Here is a 17,482-nt window from a genome sequence, read left to right as displayed (position 1 = left end):
TCGCGGCGCATGCTAGCCTTTTAGAAGCACGGCGCGACATGACCTTGACCCGAGCCTCAAATCCCACCACAACGGCCGCAATGATTCCTGTTGCGCCTCCCGCCCTGCACTTTCACCACGTCAGCGTCCGCTTCGGCGTGGTGGAGGCGCTCGACGATGTCTCCTTCGACCTCCCTGCCGGCGAGTTTTTGGCTATCGTCGGCCCCAACGGGGCGGGAAAATCGACGCTGGTCAAGGTGGCGCTTGGAATCATCAAGCCACAGCGAGGCCACGCCGCCATCTTCGGCGCGGACGCCGGACGCCAGCCGGAGCGCATCGGCTACGTGCCGCAGCTCAAGACCTTCGACCGCTCCTTTCCGGCGACGGTCTTGGAGCTCGTCGTCTCGGGCCTGCGCCGGAGCTGGCCTACCTGGGTCAAGAAGCGTGAGGGCGAGCGGGCGAGAGACGCGCTCGAGCAGGTCGGCGCGGGGAAACTGGCCACGCGCACCCTGGCCAAGCTCTCCGGTGGGGAATTGCAGCGGGCCTTTCTGGCGCGCGCCCTGGTGCGTCGGCCCGCCATCGTCTTGCTCGACGAGCCCGCCACGGGCGTCGATTTCCTGGCCGAGCACGACCTCTACGACCTGCTCGAGAGCTACCAGGGTGAGACCGGCGCCACCGTGGTGATGGTCACCCACGACCTCGCCGCCGCCCGCCACCACGCCACCCGGGTCGTGGTCATCAACCGCAAGATGCATGGTTTCGGCCTGCCCCCCGAGACCCTCTGCGAACGTTGTCTCCAGGAGGCCTTTGGCCACATCGGCCACGGGCACGGGGTCCTGATCCTGTGATCGCCGAGCTCGTCGAGATCTTTCAGTTTCCCTTCATGCAGCGTGCGCTTCTAGCGGGCCTGCTGGTCGCTCTCGTCGGCGGGCTCATGGGCGTCTTTATCGTGCAGCGGGGGCTGGCCTTTTTGGGCGACGGCCTGGCCCACGCGGCCTTTGGCGGCGTCGCCCTGGGTCTCTTGCTCGGCGTGCGGCAGTGGCTCTTCGTGGCCGTGCCCTTCACCCTGGCCGCGGCGATGGGCATCGCCTTCGTCCGCGAGCGCACCAAGCTCTCCTCGGACACCTCCATCGGCATCTTCTTCGCGGTCTCGGTGGCGCTGGGCGTCCTCTTCATCGGGCTCATCCAGGAGTACACCGTGGACGCCTGGCATCTGCTCTTCGGCTCGATCTTGGGTGTCGGCCAGATCGACCTCTACGTCATCGCCGGGGTGGCCGCTCTGACCGTGCTCTTCATGATCCCGATGTGGAAGCGCCTGGCCTACAGCACCTTCGACGCGGAGCTGGCGCAGACCGACGGGCTCAGGGTGGGTATGCTCGAGTACCTCCTCTTCGCGCTGGCCGCGGTGGTGGTGGTCGCCAGCGTCAAAGTCGTCGGCGTTATTCTGGTGGCGGCCTACCTGGTGATTCCCGCGGCGGCGGCTCGGCTCGTGTCGCGCTCGCTCTTCACCATGACCATCATCAGCGTGGCCTTCAGCCTCTTCAGCACCGCCTTTGGTCTGGTCGCCTCGTTTTTCCTGGACGTGCCGAGCGGTTCGACCGTCATTCTGACCCAGGCGGCGCTCTTTATCGTGGCTGCCCTGGTCTCGAGGCGGTCCCATGCTTGACAGCCCCCGAGCCCACCTGTATACTCCGCCTTGATGAACGTGACGCCTGCCTCAATTTGCCTGCTTGCCTCGGCCAACCTAATTCTAGGTTGTAGGGGTGTCGTCGTTTAGACTTTTCTAGACGCGAAAGCTCACCCCGCCATACCACTTGGCGGGGTTTTTCTGTTAGGGAGTGAAACCGTGACAAGGCGACAGGAACGCAAAGGTCAAGAGCGATGAACGGCGCGGCCGCACTACTCAAGGCGCTCGAGCAGAGGGGCGTCTCTCTCGTCTTCGGCCACCCCGGCGGGGCGATCATGCCCGTCTACGACGCGCTTTACGACTCGCCCATCAAGCACGTCCTGGTGCGCCACGAGCAGGCCGGCGCGCACATGGCCGACGCCTACTACCGGGCCGGCGGCAAGGTGGGCGTCTGCTTTGCGACCAGCGGCCCCGGCGCGACCAACCTGGTGACGGGCCTCGCTACCGCCCACATGGACTCCTCGGCGGTGGTGGCCGTGACCGGCAACGTGCCGTCGGCGCTCATCGGCACCGACGCCTTTCAGGAAGCCGACATCTACGGCATCACCGGGCCCATCACCAAGCACAACTACCTGGTCAGGAACGTGAACGACATCCCCAGGATCGTCAAGGAGGCCTTTCATATCGCCGCGACGGGGCGGCCGGGTCCGGTGCTCATCGACATTCCCAAGGACGTTCAGCTCGCCGAGTTCAGCGGCGACTGGGAGGTGGCGATCGACCTGCCGGGCTACAAGCCCACCGTGGTCGGCCACGCGGGACAGATCAAGCGGGCCGCCGAGGTGATCCGTCAGGCGCAGCGCCCGGTCCTGATGGTGGGCGGCGGCGGCCAGGTGGCCGCGCAGCAGGTGATGGACTTCGTCGCCAAGACGAACATCCCCGTCATCACCACCTTGATGGGCATCGGCGCCTATCCGGCGGGGGCCGACAACGCGCTCGGCATGCCCGGGATGCACGGCACCGTGACCGCCAACCGCGCCATCACCCACAGCGACCTGATCATCGGCGCGGGCCTCAGGTTCGACGACCGGGTGACGGGCAAGATCAGCCGCTTCGCGCCGAACGCCACCATCGTCCACATCGACATCGACCCCGCCGAACTCTCCAAGCTGGTCAAAGCCCACTATCCGGTGGTCGGCGACGTGCGCGACGTCCTGCCGCGGCTGGGCGAGGCGCTCTCTGCTCTCGCCATCGGCGACTGGTGGGCGCAGCTGCACGAGTGGAAGGGCAGCTATCCCGAGCGCTACAAAAAGGACAAGCCGCTCGTCACCCAGGAGGTCCTGGAGATGTTCAAGGAGGCGACCGGTGGCGACTGCATCGTCACCACCGAAGTCGGCCAGCACCAGATGTTCGCGGCCCGGCTCTTTGCGACCAGCCGGCCGCGCACCTTCATCACCTCGGGCGGCCTCGGCACCATGGGCTTCGGCCTGCCCGCCGCCGTCGGCGCGGCCTTTGCCCGGCCCGGCGAAAGGGTCATCTGCGTGGCCGGCGACGGAAGCGTGCAGATGAACATCCAGGAGCTGGCGACGATTTTCAAGCACCAGCTGCCCATCATCATCGCCATCTGCAACAACGGCATGCTGGGCATGGTGCGGCAGTGGCAGGAGATGTTCCACGCCATGCGCTACAGCGAGGTCTACTTGGCCGACTCCAATCCCGACTTCGCCAAGCTGGCCGAGGCCTACGGCATCGACGGCTACAACGTCCACACTCGAGAGGAGGCCAAGGAGGCGATCCGTACCGCCCTCGAGAAGGGCAAGCCCGCGGTGATGAACTTCTTCGTCTACGAGGCCGAAAAGGTGTTCCCGATGGTGCCCTCGGGCGCCGGGGTGGACGAGATGCTCTTGGGTGACCAGGAGGCCGAGACTCTAGAGGCCGAGACCCTGGAGGCCGAGACCCTGGAGGTGGAACCGGTATGACCCAGCCCACGCCGTCCTTGCCGCCGCACGGGGGCGGGGCGGTCAACCGCCACGTCATGAGCGTCACCGTCCGGGACAAGCCGGGGGTGCTGGTGCGCATCGCCAGCCTCTTCGCCCGGCGCGGCTTCAACATCGAATCGCTGTCGGTCGCGCAGTCCGAGCTGCCCGGCATCTCGAGGACCACCTTCGTGGTGACCGGCCAGGACGGGACCGTCGAGCAGGTCGAAAAGCAGCTCCACAAGCTCATCGACGTTCTCAAGGTGATCGACCACTCGGGGGCGGCCTTTGTCGACCGTGAGCTGATGCTGGTCAAGGTGGCCATCATTTCACCCGAGGAGAGGGGCGAGGTCCGGCAGATAGCCCAGGACTTCCGGGCGCGCATCGTCGATGTCCACCGCGAGGCGCTCATCTTCGAGGTGAGCGGTGACCAGGGCAAGATGAACGCCTTTATCGAGAGCATGCGCCCTTTCGGCATCATCGAGCTCATCCGCACCGGCCGCGTGGCCCTGACCCGCAGCGCCGCCGACCCCAAGGTGACGAAGAGGGCGCTAGCGGTCAGGGTGGCCTGAAAGCAATTAAATATTGAAGATTGAAAATTAAAAAAGGGTTGGTCTCAATCTTCAATCTTTAATTTTAAATTTTCGATTCCATTCGCTTCCGAAGGGACAACCAATGGCCAACATCTACTACGACACCGACGCCAAGCTCGAGCACCTTGAGGGTCAGACCATCGCCGTCTTGGGCTACGGCTCGCAGGGGCACGCCCACGCCTTGAACGCCAGGGACTCCGGCCTCCAGGTGGTGGTCGGCTTGCGCGAGGGCTCGGCCTCCTGGGCCGAGGCCGAAGGGCAGGGGCTCGAGGTGATGAGCGTCGCCGAGGCCGCCGAGGCCGGCGACCTGATCATGATGCTCTTGCCCGACGAGACGCAGGGCAAGATCTACAGCGATCAGGTCGCCCCGCACCTTACGGAGGGCAAGGCGCTGCTCTTCGCCCACGGCTTCAACATCACCTTCGGTCAGATCGTCGCGCCAGGGGGCGTGGACGTGTTCATGATCGCCCCCAAGGGTCCCGGCCACCTGGTGCGCCGCACCTTCCAGGAGGGCAGCGGCGTGCCGGCCCTGATGGCCATCCACCAGGACGCCACCGGCACCGCCAAGGAGCGGGCGCTCGCTTACGCCAAGGCCATCGGCGCGGCGCGCGCGGGCGTCTTGGAGACCTCTTTCAAAGAGGAGACCGAGACCGACCTCTTCGGCGAGCAGGCGGTCCTCTGCGGCGGCGTGGTCGAGCTCATGCAGGCGGGCTTCGAGACCCTGGTCGAGGCGGGCTATCAGCCGGAGATCGCCTACTTCGAGTGCGTCCACGAGATGAAGCTGATCGTCGACCTCATCTACGAGGGCGGCTTCGAAAAGATGCGCCACTCGATCTCCAACACCGCCGAGTACGGCGACTACACAACCGGCAAGCGCATCGTAACGGCTGAGACGCGCGCCGAGATGAAGCGGGTTCTTCAGGAGATCCGGTCGGGCCGCTTCGCGCGCGAATTCCTGCTCGAGAACCAGGTCGGCCAGCCGACCTTGAAGAGCAACCGCGCCAACGCCGCCCGGGCCCAGGTCAGCGAAGTCGGCGCGCGGCTGCGCAAGATGATGCCCTTTATAGCAGGCAAGTGAAGATTGGAAATTCAAGACTGAAAATTTTTGATCTTCAATTTTTAATCCCGAACGGAGTGAGGACATGGCCTACATCAAGATTTTCGACACCACCTTGCGCGACGGCGAGCAGTCGCCCGGCGCGACCCTGAACACCGCGGAAAAGATCGAGATCGCCAAGCAGCTTGCGCGGCTCGGCGTGGACGTGATCGAGGCGGGTTTTCCCATCGCCTCGGAGGGCGACTTTCAGGCGGTGCGGGAGATTGCTCGCGTGGTCGGCAGGGAGGCCGGGGACAAGGTCGTCATCGCCGGGCTGGCCCGGGCGAATGCGGCCGATATCGAGCGGGCGGCTCATGCGCTCAAAGACGCTCGCGCGCCGCGCATCCACACCTTTATCGCCACCAGCCCCATCCACATGGAGAAAAAGCTGAAGCTCACGCCCGACGAGGTTATAGAGAGGGCGGTGATGGCCGTCGAACTCGCCAAGTCCTTTGTCGAAGACGTCGAGTTTTCCGCCGAGGACGCCGGGCGCAGCGACCCGGATTTTCTGGTGCGCGTCTTCACCGAGGCGGTAAAGGCGGGTGCGACGACCATCAACATCCCCGACACCGTCGGCTACCTGACGCCCTGGGAGTACGGCAAGCTGGTGGCCCATATCCGCGAGCAGGTGCCCGGCCTCGAGCACGTCGATATCAGCACCCACTGCCACGACGACCTCGGCTGCGCGGTTATCAACTCCTTGGCGGGGGTGCGGAGCGGCGCCACCCAGGTCGAGTGCACGGTGAACGGCATCGGCGAGCGGGCGGGCAACGCCTCGCTCGAAGAACTGGTGATGGCCTTGACCACCCGCAAGGACTTCTGGGGCCACGAGCACGGCATCAACACCCGCGAGCTCTACCGCTCGAGCCGGCTGGTCAGCATGTACACCGGCATGGTGGTCCCGGCGAACAAGGCCGTCGTCGGCGACAACGCCTTCTCCCACGAGGCGGGCATCCACCAAGACGGCGTCATCAAGGCGCTCGAGACCTATGAGATCATGAGCGCGGAGACGGTCGGCCGCGACGCGGGCGTCTTGGTGATGGGCAAGCACTCGGGTCGCCGCGCCTTTCGCAAGACGCTCTCGGAGCTGGGCTACGGCGACTTCGAGGACGACAAGCTCGACGCCCTCTTCAAGCAGTTCAAGGACCTCTGCGACCGCAAACAGAAGGTGACCAGCGAGGACATCCGCGCGCTCGTCGACGTCGAGAGCGCGCGCGTGCCCGAGACCTATAGGCTGGAAGCCGTGCAGTTCCAGTCCGGCACCAACATGACCCCCGTCGCCACCGTGCGGCTGACGACCGACACCGGCACTTACCAGGAGGCCGCCACCGGTGACGGCCCGGTAGACGCCGTTTACAAGGCGCTCGACCGCATCAGCCAGGTGACTTTGAGGCTCGAGCACTACGAGCTTCGCAGCGTCGGCTCGGGCAAGGACGCGCTCGGCGAGGTCACCGTGCGCATGCGCACCGACCAGGGCCTGCTGCACGGCCGCGGCCTCTCGACCGACGTGGTCGAAGCCTCGGCCCGGGCCTACGTGGACGTGCTCAACAAGCTGGCGGCGGGCGTGGGCAAGGCGGCCCGCGACGTGCGCGAGGTGGCGACGCCGTAGCTGTCAGGCCGTCAGCTGTTAGGTTTTAGCTAAAGGCTAAAGGCTAAAGGCTAAAGGCTCAAATGAGGAAGATGCCCATGACAAAGATGCCCGTGACCGTCGAAATCTACGACACCACCCTCCGCGACGGCACCCAGGGACAGGACTTCAACCTGACCAGCGAGGACAAGGTCGCCATCGCCAAAAGGCTCGATGCCTTTGGGGTGGACTTCATCGAGGGCGGCTGGCCCGGTTCGAACCCCAAGGACGTGCGCTTTTTCGAGCTGATGAAGGAGGTGCCGCTCGTTCACGCCCGGCTCGCCGCCTTCGGTGCCACCCGCAGGAAGGGAACGCGCTGCGAGGACGACCCCAGCCTGCGGGCGCTGCTCGCGGCCGAGACGCCGGTGGTCACCCTCTTCGGCAAAAGCTGGGACCTGCACGTCCGGGAGGCGCTCGGCGTCGAACTCGAGGACAACCTGGCGATGATCGAGGAGACGGTGCGCTTTTTGAAGGGGCAGGGCAAGCTGGTCGTCTACGACGCCGAGCACTTTTTCGACGGGCACCGTGCCGACGCCGCTTACGCCTTGGCAACACTGGCGGCGGCGGCGGTGGGAGGGGCCGACAGGCTGGTGCTCTGCGATACCAACGGCGGCTCGTTGCCGGGCTTCGTCGCCGAGCGCGTGGCCGAAGTGAGGGAAGGCTTCGCCGCGGCAATCGGCGTCCACAGCCACAACGACGGTGAGCTCGCCGTCGCCAACGCGCTGGCGGCCGTCGGAGCGGGCGCCAGGCACGTGCAGGGGACCGTCAACGGCTACGGCGAGCGCTGCGGCAATGCCAACCTGATGAGCGTCTTGCCCGCGCTCAAACTCAAACTGGGCTTCGACCAGCCACAGGACCTGGGCGCCTTGCGCGAGCTGTCGCGCTACATCGACGAGCGCGCCAACATGAGCCCGAACCCGCGGGCGCCCTATGTCGGCGACGCGGCCTTTGCTCATAAGGGCGGCGTCCACGTCTCGGCCGTCAACAAGAACCCGCGGACCTACGAGCACGTTCAGCCCCAGACCGTGGGCAACCGCCGCAGGATTCTTCTCTCCGATCTCTCCGGCCGGGCCAATATCCTCGCCAAGGCAGCCGAGTACGGCGAAGAGGGAAGGAGCGAGGTCGCCTCGGTCGTGGACCGGCTCAAGGAGCTCGAGCACCGCGGCTACGCCTTTGAGGGCGCCGAGGCGTCGTACAGGCTCATGAAGCGCAAGGTCCAAGGCGAGTACAAGCCCTACTTCGTCATGCACGGCTATAGGGTCAACATCGACAAGCGCGACCTCGACCGGGAACCCGTCTGCGAGGCGACGGTCAGAGTCGAGGTGGCGGGCGAGCTCGAGCACACTGCGGCCGCGGGCGACGGTCCCGTCAACGCCCTCGACCGGGCGCTCGCCAAGGCGCTCGTGCGCTTTTACCCGAGCATCCAAGCGCTCAGGCTCACCGACTACAAGGTGCGGGTGCTGTCGGGCCCGGAAACCGGCACCGCCAGCGTGGTGCGGGTGCAGGTCGAGATGAGCGACGGCCAGCGCACCTGGGGGACGGTCGGCGCCAGCACCAACATCATCGACGCCTCTTACCAGGCGATCATCGACGCCATCGACTACAAGCTCATCCGCGATGGGGTCACGCCGCGCTCAGAGCTCGAGCCCAGCCTCGGCTCGGGGCCCCTCGAGCACGAGCCAGCCTGAATAACTATGCGGCCAGCACGGTGGCTGGCAGCGCGCGGCTCGTTCACCTCTTACGCTTTTGAACCCGATCGCGGCGTGGGCTTTCGATTCGTTTTTAGCGTAGGGGCCTTGCTTTTGCTTAGCTTGGAGATTGACAGGGACTTGTCGTACTGGCTATACTTCTCCAATCACCTGCCCTCTGTTGGGCCAGTGAACTCTGCAAAATCGCAACGACACGCAAGTTGATGCATAAAGGGCTGTTCAAACGGGAGCTGTTCAAACAGGGCTTTTCGGGGAAGGCGCCGCAGCCGGGGCAGGACCCGGCGTCATTCCCGAGCGAGGATCGACGATGACCATACCAGCGGTGACAGCGGTGACGACAGCGGTGACTACGACGACGTGGTCGGGGAGAAGGGGCTCGGACTTTGGCACCCTTGCCTGGCCCCATGAGCGCGACGCCTGCGGGGTCGGTTTCGTCGCCGACCTGCACGGCCGAAAGACGCACGAGACGCTGCAGCAGGCACTCGCTGCGCTCTGCAACCTCGCCCACCGCGGCGCGGTCTCCTCCGACGGCCTGACCGGCGACGGGGCGGGCGTCCTCACCCAGATCCCGCACCCGCTCTTTCGGCGCGAGCTCACGGCGGCGGGCCTTGCGCTGGCGCGCGACGAAGACCTGGCCGTGGGCGTGGTCTTTCTCGCCAACGACGCCCAGGCGGAAGCTATCTGCACGCTCATCGAAAGGGTCGTCGCCGCCTCGGGGCTGCGCCTGCTGATGTGGCGCGAGGTGCCCACGCGGCACGAGGCCCTGGGCGAGGTTGCGCGGGAGAGGTGCCCGGTCATCCGCCAGGTGCTGCTCGAGCGTCCCGAGGGCCTGGGCGACGACGCCTTCGAGCGTCGGCTCTACCTCACCCGCAAGCGCGTCGAGACGCGGGTCGCCGAGGCTGGTCTGGGCCGTTTCTACCTGCCCTCCTTTTCGCACCGGACCCTCGTCTACAAGGGCCTGATGGTGGCGCAGCAGCTCAGCCACTTCTACCCCGACTTAGCTGACCCGAGCTATGAGACGGCCATCGCGGTTTTCCACCAGCGCTATAGCACCAACACCTTTCCCACCTGGTCCTTGGCCCAGCCCTTCCGCTTTCTCGCCCACAACGGTGAGATCAACACGCTCCAGGGCAACGTCAACTTCATGCGGGCGAGAGAAGCGGTTCTCAGGAGCGAGCTCTGGGGCGAGGACATCGAGGATTTGCTGCCGGTGATCGCGCCGGGCGGCAGTGACTCGGCCGCGCTCGACAATGCTTTCGAGCTCCTGGTCATGAGCGGCCGCGACCCGCTCCACGCCATGATGATGCTCGTGCCCGAAGCCTTTGAAGAGGACAAGAGCATGGACCCGGAGCTTCGGGCCTTCTACGACTATCACGCGACCCTGATGGAGCCCTGGGACGGCCCGGCGGCCCTGGTCTTCAGCGACGGCCGCTTCGCGGTGGCCGCGCTCGACCGCAACGGCCTCAGACCGCAGCGCTACTGCGTGTCGGTGGACGGTACGGTGGTGGTCGCCTCGGAGGCCGGGGTGGTGCCGCTGCCGGACGGCGACCTCCTCGAGAAGGGTCGCTTGGGCCCCGGCGCCATGCTGGCGGTCGATACCGCGAGCGGCGAGCTCCTGCGCAACGCCGACATCAAGGCCCGCTACGCTCGGCGCCGGCCCTACCGCGAGTGGCTGGGCGCCTACATGCGGAAGCCGCGGGTTGAAGGAGCCGACCCGCCCGCCCTCTGGCACCCGGACGAAGCGACGCTGGCGCGCACCCAAAAGCTCTTCGGCTACGGCGCCGAGGACCTGGGCCGCATCTTCGCGCCGATGGCCCTGGGCGAGATGCCGGTGGGCTCGATGGGCGACGACACGCCGCTAGCGCTCTTTTCCGAGCAGCCCCAGGGCCTCTACCGCTACTTCAAGCAGCGCTTCGCCCAGGTGACCAACCCGCCCATCGACCCCCTGCGCGAGCGCCTGGTGATGTCCTTGGAGACCGTCCTGGGACCGCGCGGGCCGCTGCTCGAGGAGGAGGCGAGCACCGCTCAGGTCATGAAGTTCGACTCGCCGCTCCTAGACGAGGTGGAGATGGCCTGGCTGCGGGCGCAGGGTGAACCCTTGGGGGCCAAGACGCTCGAGGCGGTCTTCCCCTTGGGGGCCGGCCCGGAGGGGCTGGAGCGCAGGGTAGCGCACCTCTGCGCCGAGGCCGAGGCGGCCTTGGACGAGGGTTGCAGCGTCCTCGTCCTCTCCGACCGCGGGGCGGGGCCGGACGGGGTGCCCGTGCCCATGCTGCTGGCGGTGGCGGCGGTGCACCACCACCTCATCGCCGCCGGCAAGCGCACCCGCACCGGCATCGTCGCGGAGACCGGCGAAACGAGAGAAGATCACCACTACGCCTGTCTGATCGGCTACGGCGCGGCCCTCGTCCATCCCTACCTGGCGCTGGCCAGCGTGCGCGACCTCGCCGCCAAAGAGGGCCTCAGTCCCGACGAGGCCGCCCGGAACTACCGCAAGGCCGTCGCCAAAGGCCTCTTGAAGATCATGTCCAAGATGGGCATCTCCGCCATCTCGTCCTACCGCGGCGCGCAGATCTTCGAGGCCATCGGGCTCGAGGACGAGGTGGTGAAGGGCTACTTCGTCGGCACGCCCAGCCGCATCGGCGGCGCGGGCCTGGAGGCCATCGCCAGCGACGCCCTGCGCTTTCACGCCGAGGCTTACGGCGAGGACCCCGCGCTCAAGGACCCCGCTCTCAGGGACCGGGGCATCTACCGTTTCCGCAAGGCCGGCGAGTACCATGCCTTGAACCCGCTCGTCTTCAAGGCGCTGCACAAGGCGGTGCGGACGGAGAGCTTTGGGGCCTACCAGGAGTATGCCCGCCTGGTGGACGAGCGGCCGCCTTGCACCCTGCGCGACCTGCTCGCCTACAAAAAGGCCGCCGAGCCCCTGCCCCTAGCCGAGGTCGAGCCCATCCTAGCTATCGTGAGGCGCTTCACCACCCAGGCGATGAGCCACGGCTCGGTCTCGCGCGAGGCGCACGAGACGCTGTCGGTGGCGATGAACCGGCTCGGCGCCAAGAGCAATTCGGGCGAGGGCGGTGAGGACCCCGTCCGCTACCAGCCCTACGACCGGGACAGGGGAGACCTCTCCTTTGCCCCCTGGCACCCGCAGGCGGGTGACTGGGGCAACAGCGCCATCAAGCAGGTGGCCTCGGGCCGCTTCGGGGTGACGCCGGATTACCTGGTGTCGGCGCGCGAGCTCGAGATCAAGATGGCTCAGGGCTCCAAGCCCGGCGAAGGCGGGCAGATCCCCGGCCACAAGGTCAACCTTGAAATCGCCCGCATCCGCGGCTCGGTGCCCGGCGTGACCCTGATCTCGCCGCCGCCGCACCACGACATCTACTCGATCGAGGACCTCTCGCAGCTCATCTACGACCTTAAGCGCGTCAACCGCTTCGCCCGCGTCGGCGTCAAGCTCGTCGCCACCGCCGGGGTGGGGACCGTCGCGGCGGGCGTCGCCAAGGGCTACGCCGACACCATCCAGATCTCGGGCTTCGACGGCGGCACCGGTGCCTCGCCGCTCGCCTCGATCAAGCACGCCGGCGTGCCCTGGGAGCTCGGCCTGGCCGAGACCCAGCAGGTGCTGATCGAGAACAACCTGCGCGGCCGCGTCTCCTTGCGCGTGGACGGCGGCATGAAGACCGGCCGCGACGTGATAGTCGCCGCGCTCCTGGGCGCCGAAGAGTACGGCTTCGGCACCGCGGCCCTGGTGGCGGCGGGTTGCGCCATGATCCGGCAGTGCCACTTAAACACCTGCCCGGTGGGCGTGGCGACGCAGCGTGAGGACCTGCGCGCCAAGTTTCCCGGCACGCCCGAGCACGTCGTCAACTTCCTCTCCTACGTCGCCCAGCAGGTGCGGATGATCCTGGCCGAGCTGGGCGCGCGCAGCCTGGACGAGGTCATCGGCAGGGTCGATCTTTTGGAGGCCAGAGACGCTGAATTGCCGCGCGCGGCGAAGGTCGACCTGAGCGCGCTCCTGAAGGACCCCGATCCCGGCGGCCTGAAGCCGCGCCGCGCGCAAAGCCGTCACAACGACCGTCCCGACGACGACCCGCCTCTCGACGAGATCGTCTGGAAGGACTGCGAGACCGCGCTGACGAGCCGCCAGGCCTTGAGCAGAGGCTACGGGCTGACCAACCGCGAGCGCTCGGTCGGCGCGCGCTTGGCCGGCGAGATCGCCCGGGTGGTAGGGCCAGGGGGCCTGCCCGCCGGGACGCTGCAGCTGCGCTTTAAGGGCAGCGCCGGCCAGAGCTTCGGCGCCTTTTGCAACAGCGGCATGAGCCTCCTGCTCGAGGGCGAAGCGCAGGACTACGTGGGCAAGGGCATGCACGGCGGCGAGATCGCCGTCTTCCCGCCCAAGGGCGCGCGCTTTAGGCCCGAGGACAATGCCATCATCGGCAACACGGTGATGTACGGCGCCACCGGCGGCAGCCTCTACGCCGCGGGCGGCGCCGGCGAGCGCCTGGCCGTCCGCAACTCCGGCGGGCGGGTGGTGGTCGAGAGCTGTGGCGACCACGGTTGCGAGTACATGACCGGCGGCGTGGTGGTCGTCCTCGGCCGGACGGGCCGCAACTTCGGCGCGGGCATGTCGGGCGGCGTGGCCTACGTGCTCGACTTAGACGAGCGTTTCGCGGAGCGCGTCAATCCCGGCATGGTCGCCGTGGAGCGGGTTGCGCACGACGTCGACGAGGAACTTCTGAAGGCCCTGGTCGCGCGTCACTGGGAGCTCACCGGCAGCCCCAGGGCGGCTTGGGTCTTGGAGCACTGGGTCGAAGCCTCAGCCAAGTTCTGGAAGGTCGTACCGCACCCGGGCGCGGAGGACAAGACGGCTCAAGAACAAGACCCCAAGGTCTTCGAAGCCGCCGTGCTGGCGCAGCTCGCCGCCGAGGCGCAAGACCGGGCGAGGGTCGAGTCGCTGCACTGAGCCGGTTCGTCTTTCCCTTCCTGCTGATGTCAAAGCCGAGCTCAGGACCCTCTACTTATGACCCTCTATGTAGGGGCGGCCACGCCTTCGGTCACGCCGAGCTTGCGAAAGCGCGCCCAGCGCTCCTCGACAAGCCTCTCGGCGGAGAGTGAGCCGAGCGCCGCGAAGTCGCACTGCAGCCTCTCCTTGACCCGCGCCATCGTCGCGGCGGGGTCGCGGTGGGCGCCGCCCGAGGGCTCGGGGATGATCTCGTCGACCACGCCGAGGGCGAGCAGGTCCGTGGCGGTCAGCCTGAGCGCCTCGGCCGCGCGGCCCGCCTCGGCGGCGTCGCGCCACAGGATGGCCGCGCAGGACTCGGGGCTGATCACCGAGTAGATGGCGTTCTCCAAGATCAAGACGCGGTTGGCTACGCCGATGGCCAGGGCGCCGCCCGAACCGCCCTCGCCGATCACCACGCTGACCGCCGGGACCCTCAGCTCGGCCATGCGCTGGATGCTCTCGGCGATCACCCAGGCCTGGCCCTGCTCCTCGGCGGCCATGCCGGGATAGGCCCCGGGCGTGTCGATCAGGGTCAAGACGGGCAGGGCGAACCTGTCGGCCAGCTCGAACATGCGCATCGCCTTGCGGTAGCCGCTCGGGTGGGCCATGCCGAAGTTGCGCTCGATGTTTTCCTTGGTGCCGCGGCCCTTTTGCTGGGCGATGACGACCACGCTTCTGTCCCTCAGCCTGCCCAGCCCCGTGACCATGGCCGGGTCGTCGCCGAGGGTGCGGTCGCCGTGGAGCTCGGTGAAGTCCTCGAGCATAGTCTGGATGTAGTCGAGCGCGGTGGGCCGGCCCGGCGCCCGCGCCACCTGCACCCGCTGCCAGCGCGTCAGGTTGGAGAAGGTCTCCTCTTTGAGGCGCTCCAAGCGGTCCTCCAAAGCCTTGAGCTCGAGCGACAGGTCGATGTTCTGCTCGCGCGCATAGGCCTTCATGTCATCGATGCGCGCGGCGAGGTCGTCGATCGGCTTTTCAAAGGGCAGTGCCACGAGGCTCCCCTGCCGTCTCCCCTGCCGTCTCCCCTGCGTCGTCTCCCGGGTTCTCCCCCGCGCCGTCTTTCGCCTCTCCCGCCGGCTCACGCGCCTCCGGGACGTTTCGCAAGAGGCGCAGGTAGCGCGCGAGCCTGTTCTTGAGCTCGGGTCGCGCGACGACGTCGTCGAGCATGCCCTTCTTGAGCAGGAACTCCGAACGCTGAAAGCCGTCGGGAAGGTCCTGCTTGATGGTCTGCTGGATCACCCGCGGGCCGGCGAAGCAGATGAGCGCCTTGGGCTCGGCGATGATGAGGTCGCCCAGGGTGGCGAAGCTGGCGGTGACGCCGCCCGTGGTCGGGTCGGTCAAGACGCTCAGGTAGGGCAGGCGCTTCTTGCGCAGGCGCGCGAGGGCGATGGTCGTCTTGGCCATCTGCATGAGCGAGAGCGCGCCCTCCTGCATGCGCGCGCCGCTCGAGGCCGCCACCACCACCAGCCCGCGCCCCTCTGCGGCCGCCCGCTCGGTGGCCCGGGCGATCTCCTCGCCGACCGCCGAGCCCATCGAGCCGGCCATGAAGCCAAAGTCCATCACCACCAGGGCGACGGGCTGCCCCCCCAGGAGCGCGCCGCCCGCCACCACGGCGTCGGGGCGGCCCAGCTTGTCCTGGTAGCGCTTCATCCGCTCGGGATAGGGCTCGGTATCGACAAAGAGAAGCGGGTCCGAAGGAAACACCGCGCCCGACCACAGCTCAAAGGAGCCCTCGTCGGCGAGCAGCGCGACGCGCGCCTCGGTGGGCATGCGGTAGTGGTGCTTGCACTCGGGACAGAGGTAGAGGTTGGCGACGAGGTCCTTGCGGTAGACCTGGGCGCCGCAGGAGTCGCACTTGATCCAGAGGCCGGCGGGGCTCTCTTCACCGTCGCTGCGCTGCGGGCGCTTGCGGCGAAACCAGCGCTCGAGGGTCATGGGGTGCGCCTTGGCGTGGCCTGAGGGTGCTGTTGCACCCTTAGAGCCTATCCCAGCCGTGCGGGCTTGCGCAAGCGACTTTGACAGCAACCCACAGGCAACCCACAGGCAACCCAAAGGCAACCCAAAGGCAACCGCGCGAGCGGCACTGTCCGCGCGACACTTGTCGGAGGCGCCAAAGCTCGTTATGCTTAGCGTTAATGGATAGCACCGTCAGCGTAGTGCTCGTGACCAATGTGGGCCAAGGCTTCGGCCGCGCCATCGCGCTCGCCTACGGCCAGGCCGACTTCGACGTGGTCTGCGCCGACAAGGACGTGGACCTCGCCGCCAAGACCGCCGCGGAGATCGAGGAGCTCGGCGGCCAAGCGATTCCCATCGCCGCCGACATGACCACGCAGCTCGACGTGCAAAACGCCTTTGAAAAGGTTTACGAGATCTTCGGCGACCTCTCCGGCGTCGTCCACGTGGCGCCGTTCGAAAGCCACACCCGCTTTCGCGATTTGGCCGAGGGCGAGTTCGCCGAACTCCTGGACGAGACCTTCAAGAGCAGCTTTCTGACGCTCAAGACCGCCGCGCGCATGCTGAGCCGCTCCTGGCTGGTCCTGGTGGCGCCGCCTCTGGACGCGGGCGAGCCCCACATGGCGGCCATGCGCGGCGCCGTCGCCGAGCTGGCCAGGGCCTTCGACGCGCGCTACGAATCGCTGCGCGTCAACGTGGTGGTGCCCTCGAGGTCCGCCTCGGACCCCGTTCACGACGCCGCGCTCGTCGCCAGCATCCTCCACTTGAGCACCGCGGCCGGCTACGGCGTCTCGGGTCAGGAGCTCAAAGTCAAGCTGCCGCCGCCGCCGCGGCTCATCGAGTCGCTCCTGCCCGAGGTGCAGGCGGCCTTGAACGAGAACACCCGTCAGGACGACCTCGAGGCCAGCCTCTACGACGAGGAGAGCGAGGACGAAGAGGATGCTGTCGCCGGCGCGACGGGGAGCGTCGCCGACAGCGCCGGCGAGGGCTGGGAACCGAGCGGCGACGGCGAAATCGAGGACGACGAAGAGGAGGGCTTTTTGCAGCGCGTTTCCTACTCGGGCAAACTGCCGCGGGACTCGTACTAGCGTGACCCTTAGCTCCTCACCAGCCAGGTTCTCACCAGCCAGCTCCTCACCGGCATGAACCCAGCAATGTGAATTGCCCCTTCTGCTCGTCGAGCGACACCCGCGTCATCAACTCGCGTCCCTCGGACGAGGGTGTAGCCATCCGCCGGCGGCGCGAGTGCCCCGCCTGCGGCCGCCGCTTCACCAGCTATGAGCGGGCGCAGTTCGAGGCGCTCATGGTCGTCAAGCGCTCTGGCCGGCGCGAGGCCTTCAATCCCGACAAGCTGTTGAGCAAGATCCAGATCGCCTGCAACAAGCGCCCCATCACCGACAAGCAGCTCCGCACCTTCGCCTACGCCTTCGAGGATGAGGTGCAGGGCCCTGAAATAAGCTCGGAGGAGATCGGCGGCCGAGCCCTAAAGTTCCTAAAGAGCTTGGACGACGTGGCCTATATCCGCTTTTTGAGCGTTTACCGAGATTTCGATTCGGTAGACCGCTTTATCGAGGAGATCCGCGAGCTCGCCGAGTCTTCTTGAGCTAGGCCCTCGAGCCCGAACGGCTTGAGGGCCTTCGCTTGGTCAGCTCAAGTCGGAGGCGTAACCCAACCGGCGCCACCGAAGCCTTGAAGCGTCTTCAAGCTTCCCCCAAGGTCTCCTGTGCCAGCTCCCGGTCCAGGCATCCCCAAGCTGCGCCACGATGTCGATTAGGGAAGGGCGTCGCGCAGGCGCTTCAGGTTGTCAGCGATGGTGGCCTTGAGGGTGGTCTCAGCGGTGTCCTTGGCGCCGAAGACCGCGCTGCCCGCCACCAGCACGTCCGCGCCCGCTCGGGCGGCCTGGGCGATGGTGCTGGCGTCGACGCCGCC

13 protein-coding genes are annotated in these 17,482 nt (G+C 67.1%); 10 read left to right on the top strand and 3 right to left on the bottom strand.

Annotation, left to right across the window (positions count from 1 at the left end):
- The first annotated feature begins 80 nt into the window (after positions 1-80).
- The 8 genes from M3498_10455 (at position 81) to gltB (ending at position 13,564) form a co-directional block, all read left to right on the top strand.
- Entirely contained in the window at positions 81-827 is a 747-nt protein-coding gene (locus M3498_10455; protein ID MDQ3459703.1) for an ABC transporter ATP-binding protein, read from the top strand.
- Positions 828-862: 35 nt separating this feature from the next.
- Complete coding sequence (locus tag M3498_10450) at positions 863-1,645, top strand: metal ABC transporter permease (protein ID MDQ3459702.1); 783 nt, start codon at positions 863-865, stop codon at positions 1,643-1,645.
- A gap of 215 nt (positions 1,646-1,860) precedes the next feature.
- The gene (ilvB, locus tag M3498_10445; GenBank protein ID MDQ3459701.1) at positions 1,861-3,582 is read left to right on the top strand and encodes a biosynthetic-type acetolactate synthase large subunit; all 1,722 of its coding nucleotides are present in this window, start codon (positions 1,861-1,863) and stop codon (positions 3,580-3,582) included.
- Positions 3,579-4,151, top strand: coding sequence for an acetolactate synthase small subunit (ilvN, locus tag M3498_10440; GenBank protein ID MDQ3459700.1), 573 nt, complete (start codon positions 3,579-3,581; stop codon positions 4,149-4,151). Before ilvB ends, ilvN begins: the two co-directional genes overlap by 4 nt.
- A 103-nt stretch (positions 4,152-4,254) precedes the next feature.
- Entirely contained in the window at positions 4,255-5,250 is a 996-nt protein-coding gene (gene ilvC / locus M3498_10435; protein MDQ3459699.1) for a ketol-acid reductoisomerase, read from the top strand.
- Between the two features lie 64 nt (positions 5,251-5,314).
- A complete protein-coding gene (locus M3498_10430) occupies positions 5,315-6,877 on the top strand; it encodes a 2-isopropylmalate synthase (protein ID MDQ3459698.1) in 1,563 nt (520 codons plus the stop codon).
- A 77-nt stretch (positions 6,878-6,954) separates the two neighbouring features.
- A complete protein-coding gene (gene cimA, locus M3498_10425; GenBank protein ID MDQ3459697.1) occupies positions 6,955-8,583 on the top strand; it encodes a citramalate synthase in 1,629 nt (542 codons plus the stop codon).
- Positions 8,584-8,911: 328 nt separating this feature from the next.
- Positions 8,912-13,564 carry a glutamate synthase large subunit gene (gene gltB, locus M3498_10420; GenBank protein ID MDQ3459696.1) on the top strand — a complete coding sequence of 1,551 codons (4,653 nt, stop codon included), beginning with the start codon at positions 8,912-8,914 and terminating at the stop codon, positions 13,562-13,564.
- Positions 13,565-13,629: 65 nt separating this feature from the next.
- Here the strand turns inward: gltB and M3498_10415 are convergent, their stop codons facing one another.
- Together M3498_10415 and accD are read right to left on the bottom strand one after the other, a co-directional pair.
- Positions 13,630-14,592 (bottom strand): acetyl-CoA carboxylase carboxyltransferase subunit alpha, encoded by a 963-nt coding sequence (locus tag M3498_10415; GenBank protein ID MDQ3459695.1) that lies wholly within the window; start codon positions 14,590-14,592, stop codon positions 13,630-13,632.
- Positions 14,576-15,535, bottom strand: coding sequence for an acetyl-CoA carboxylase, carboxyltransferase subunit beta (gene accD, locus M3498_10410; protein ID MDQ3459694.1), 960 nt, complete (start codon positions 15,533-15,535; stop codon positions 14,576-14,578). Before accD ends, M3498_10415 begins: the two co-directional genes overlap by 17 nt.
- A gap of 200 nt (positions 15,536-15,735) precedes the next feature.
- On the opposite strand from accD, the gene M3498_10405 reads away from it, so the two are divergent.
- Complete coding sequence (locus M3498_10405; GenBank protein ID MDQ3459693.1) at positions 15,736-16,641, top strand: SDR family oxidoreductase; 906 nt, start codon at positions 15,736-15,738, stop codon at positions 16,639-16,641.
- Positions 16,642-16,709: 68 nt separating this feature from the next.
- Positions 16,710-17,156, top strand: coding sequence for a transcriptional regulator NrdR (nrdR, locus tag M3498_10400; GenBank protein MDQ3459692.1), 447 nt, complete (start codon positions 16,710-16,712; stop codon positions 17,154-17,156).
- Between the two features lie 167 nt (positions 17,157-17,323).
- Here the strand turns inward: nrdR and M3498_10395 are convergent.
- Positions 17,324-17,482 (bottom strand): ribulose-phosphate 3-epimerase (locus M3498_10395; GenBank protein ID MDQ3459691.1); only part of this gene is annotated, 159 nt, incomplete at its 5' end.

The sequence above is a fragment of the Deinococcota bacterium genome (assembly GCA_030858465.1).
Lineage (GTDB): Bacteria > Deinococcota > Deinococci > Deinococcales > Trueperaceae > JALZLY01.
This window is presented reverse-complemented; position numbering and strand designations above follow the sequence as displayed.

Excerpts from the sequence above, each read along its gene's own strand:
- M3498_10450 (MDQ3459702.1), top strand. The coding sequence starts at position 863 with ATGCAGCGTGCGCTTCTAGCGGGCCTGCTGGTCGCTCTCGTCGGCGGG.
- ilvN (MDQ3459700.1), top strand. The coding sequence starts at position 3,579 with ATGACCCAGCCCACGCCGTCCTTGCCGCCGCACGGGGGCGGGGCGGTC.
- M3498_10405 (MDQ3459693.1), top strand. The coding sequence starts at position 15,736 with ATGGATAGCACCGTCAGCGTAGTGCTCGTGACCAATGTGGGCCAAGGC.
- cimA (MDQ3459697.1), top strand. The coding sequence starts at position 6,955 with ATGACAAAGATGCCCGTGACCGTCGAAATCTACGACACCACCCTCCGC.
- ilvC (MDQ3459699.1), top strand. The coding sequence starts at position 4,255 with ATGGCCAACATCTACTACGACACCGACGCCAAGCTCGAGCACCTTGAG.
- gltB (MDQ3459696.1), top strand. The coding sequence starts at position 8,912 with ATGACCATACCAGCGGTGACAGCGGTGACGACAGCGGTGACTACGACG.
- M3498_10455 (MDQ3459703.1), top strand. The coding sequence starts at position 81 with ATGATTCCTGTTGCGCCTCCCGCCCTGCACTTTCACCACGTCAGCGTC.
- accD (MDQ3459694.1), bottom strand. The coding sequence starts at position 15,535 with ATGACCCTCGAGCGCTGGTTTCGCCGCAAGCGCCCGCAGCGCAGCGAC.
- ilvB (MDQ3459701.1), top strand. The coding sequence starts at position 1,861 with ATGAACGGCGCGGCCGCACTACTCAAGGCGCTCGAGCAGAGGGGCGTC.
- M3498_10430 (MDQ3459698.1), top strand. The coding sequence starts at position 5,315 with ATGGCCTACATCAAGATTTTCGACACCACCTTGCGCGACGGCGAGCAG.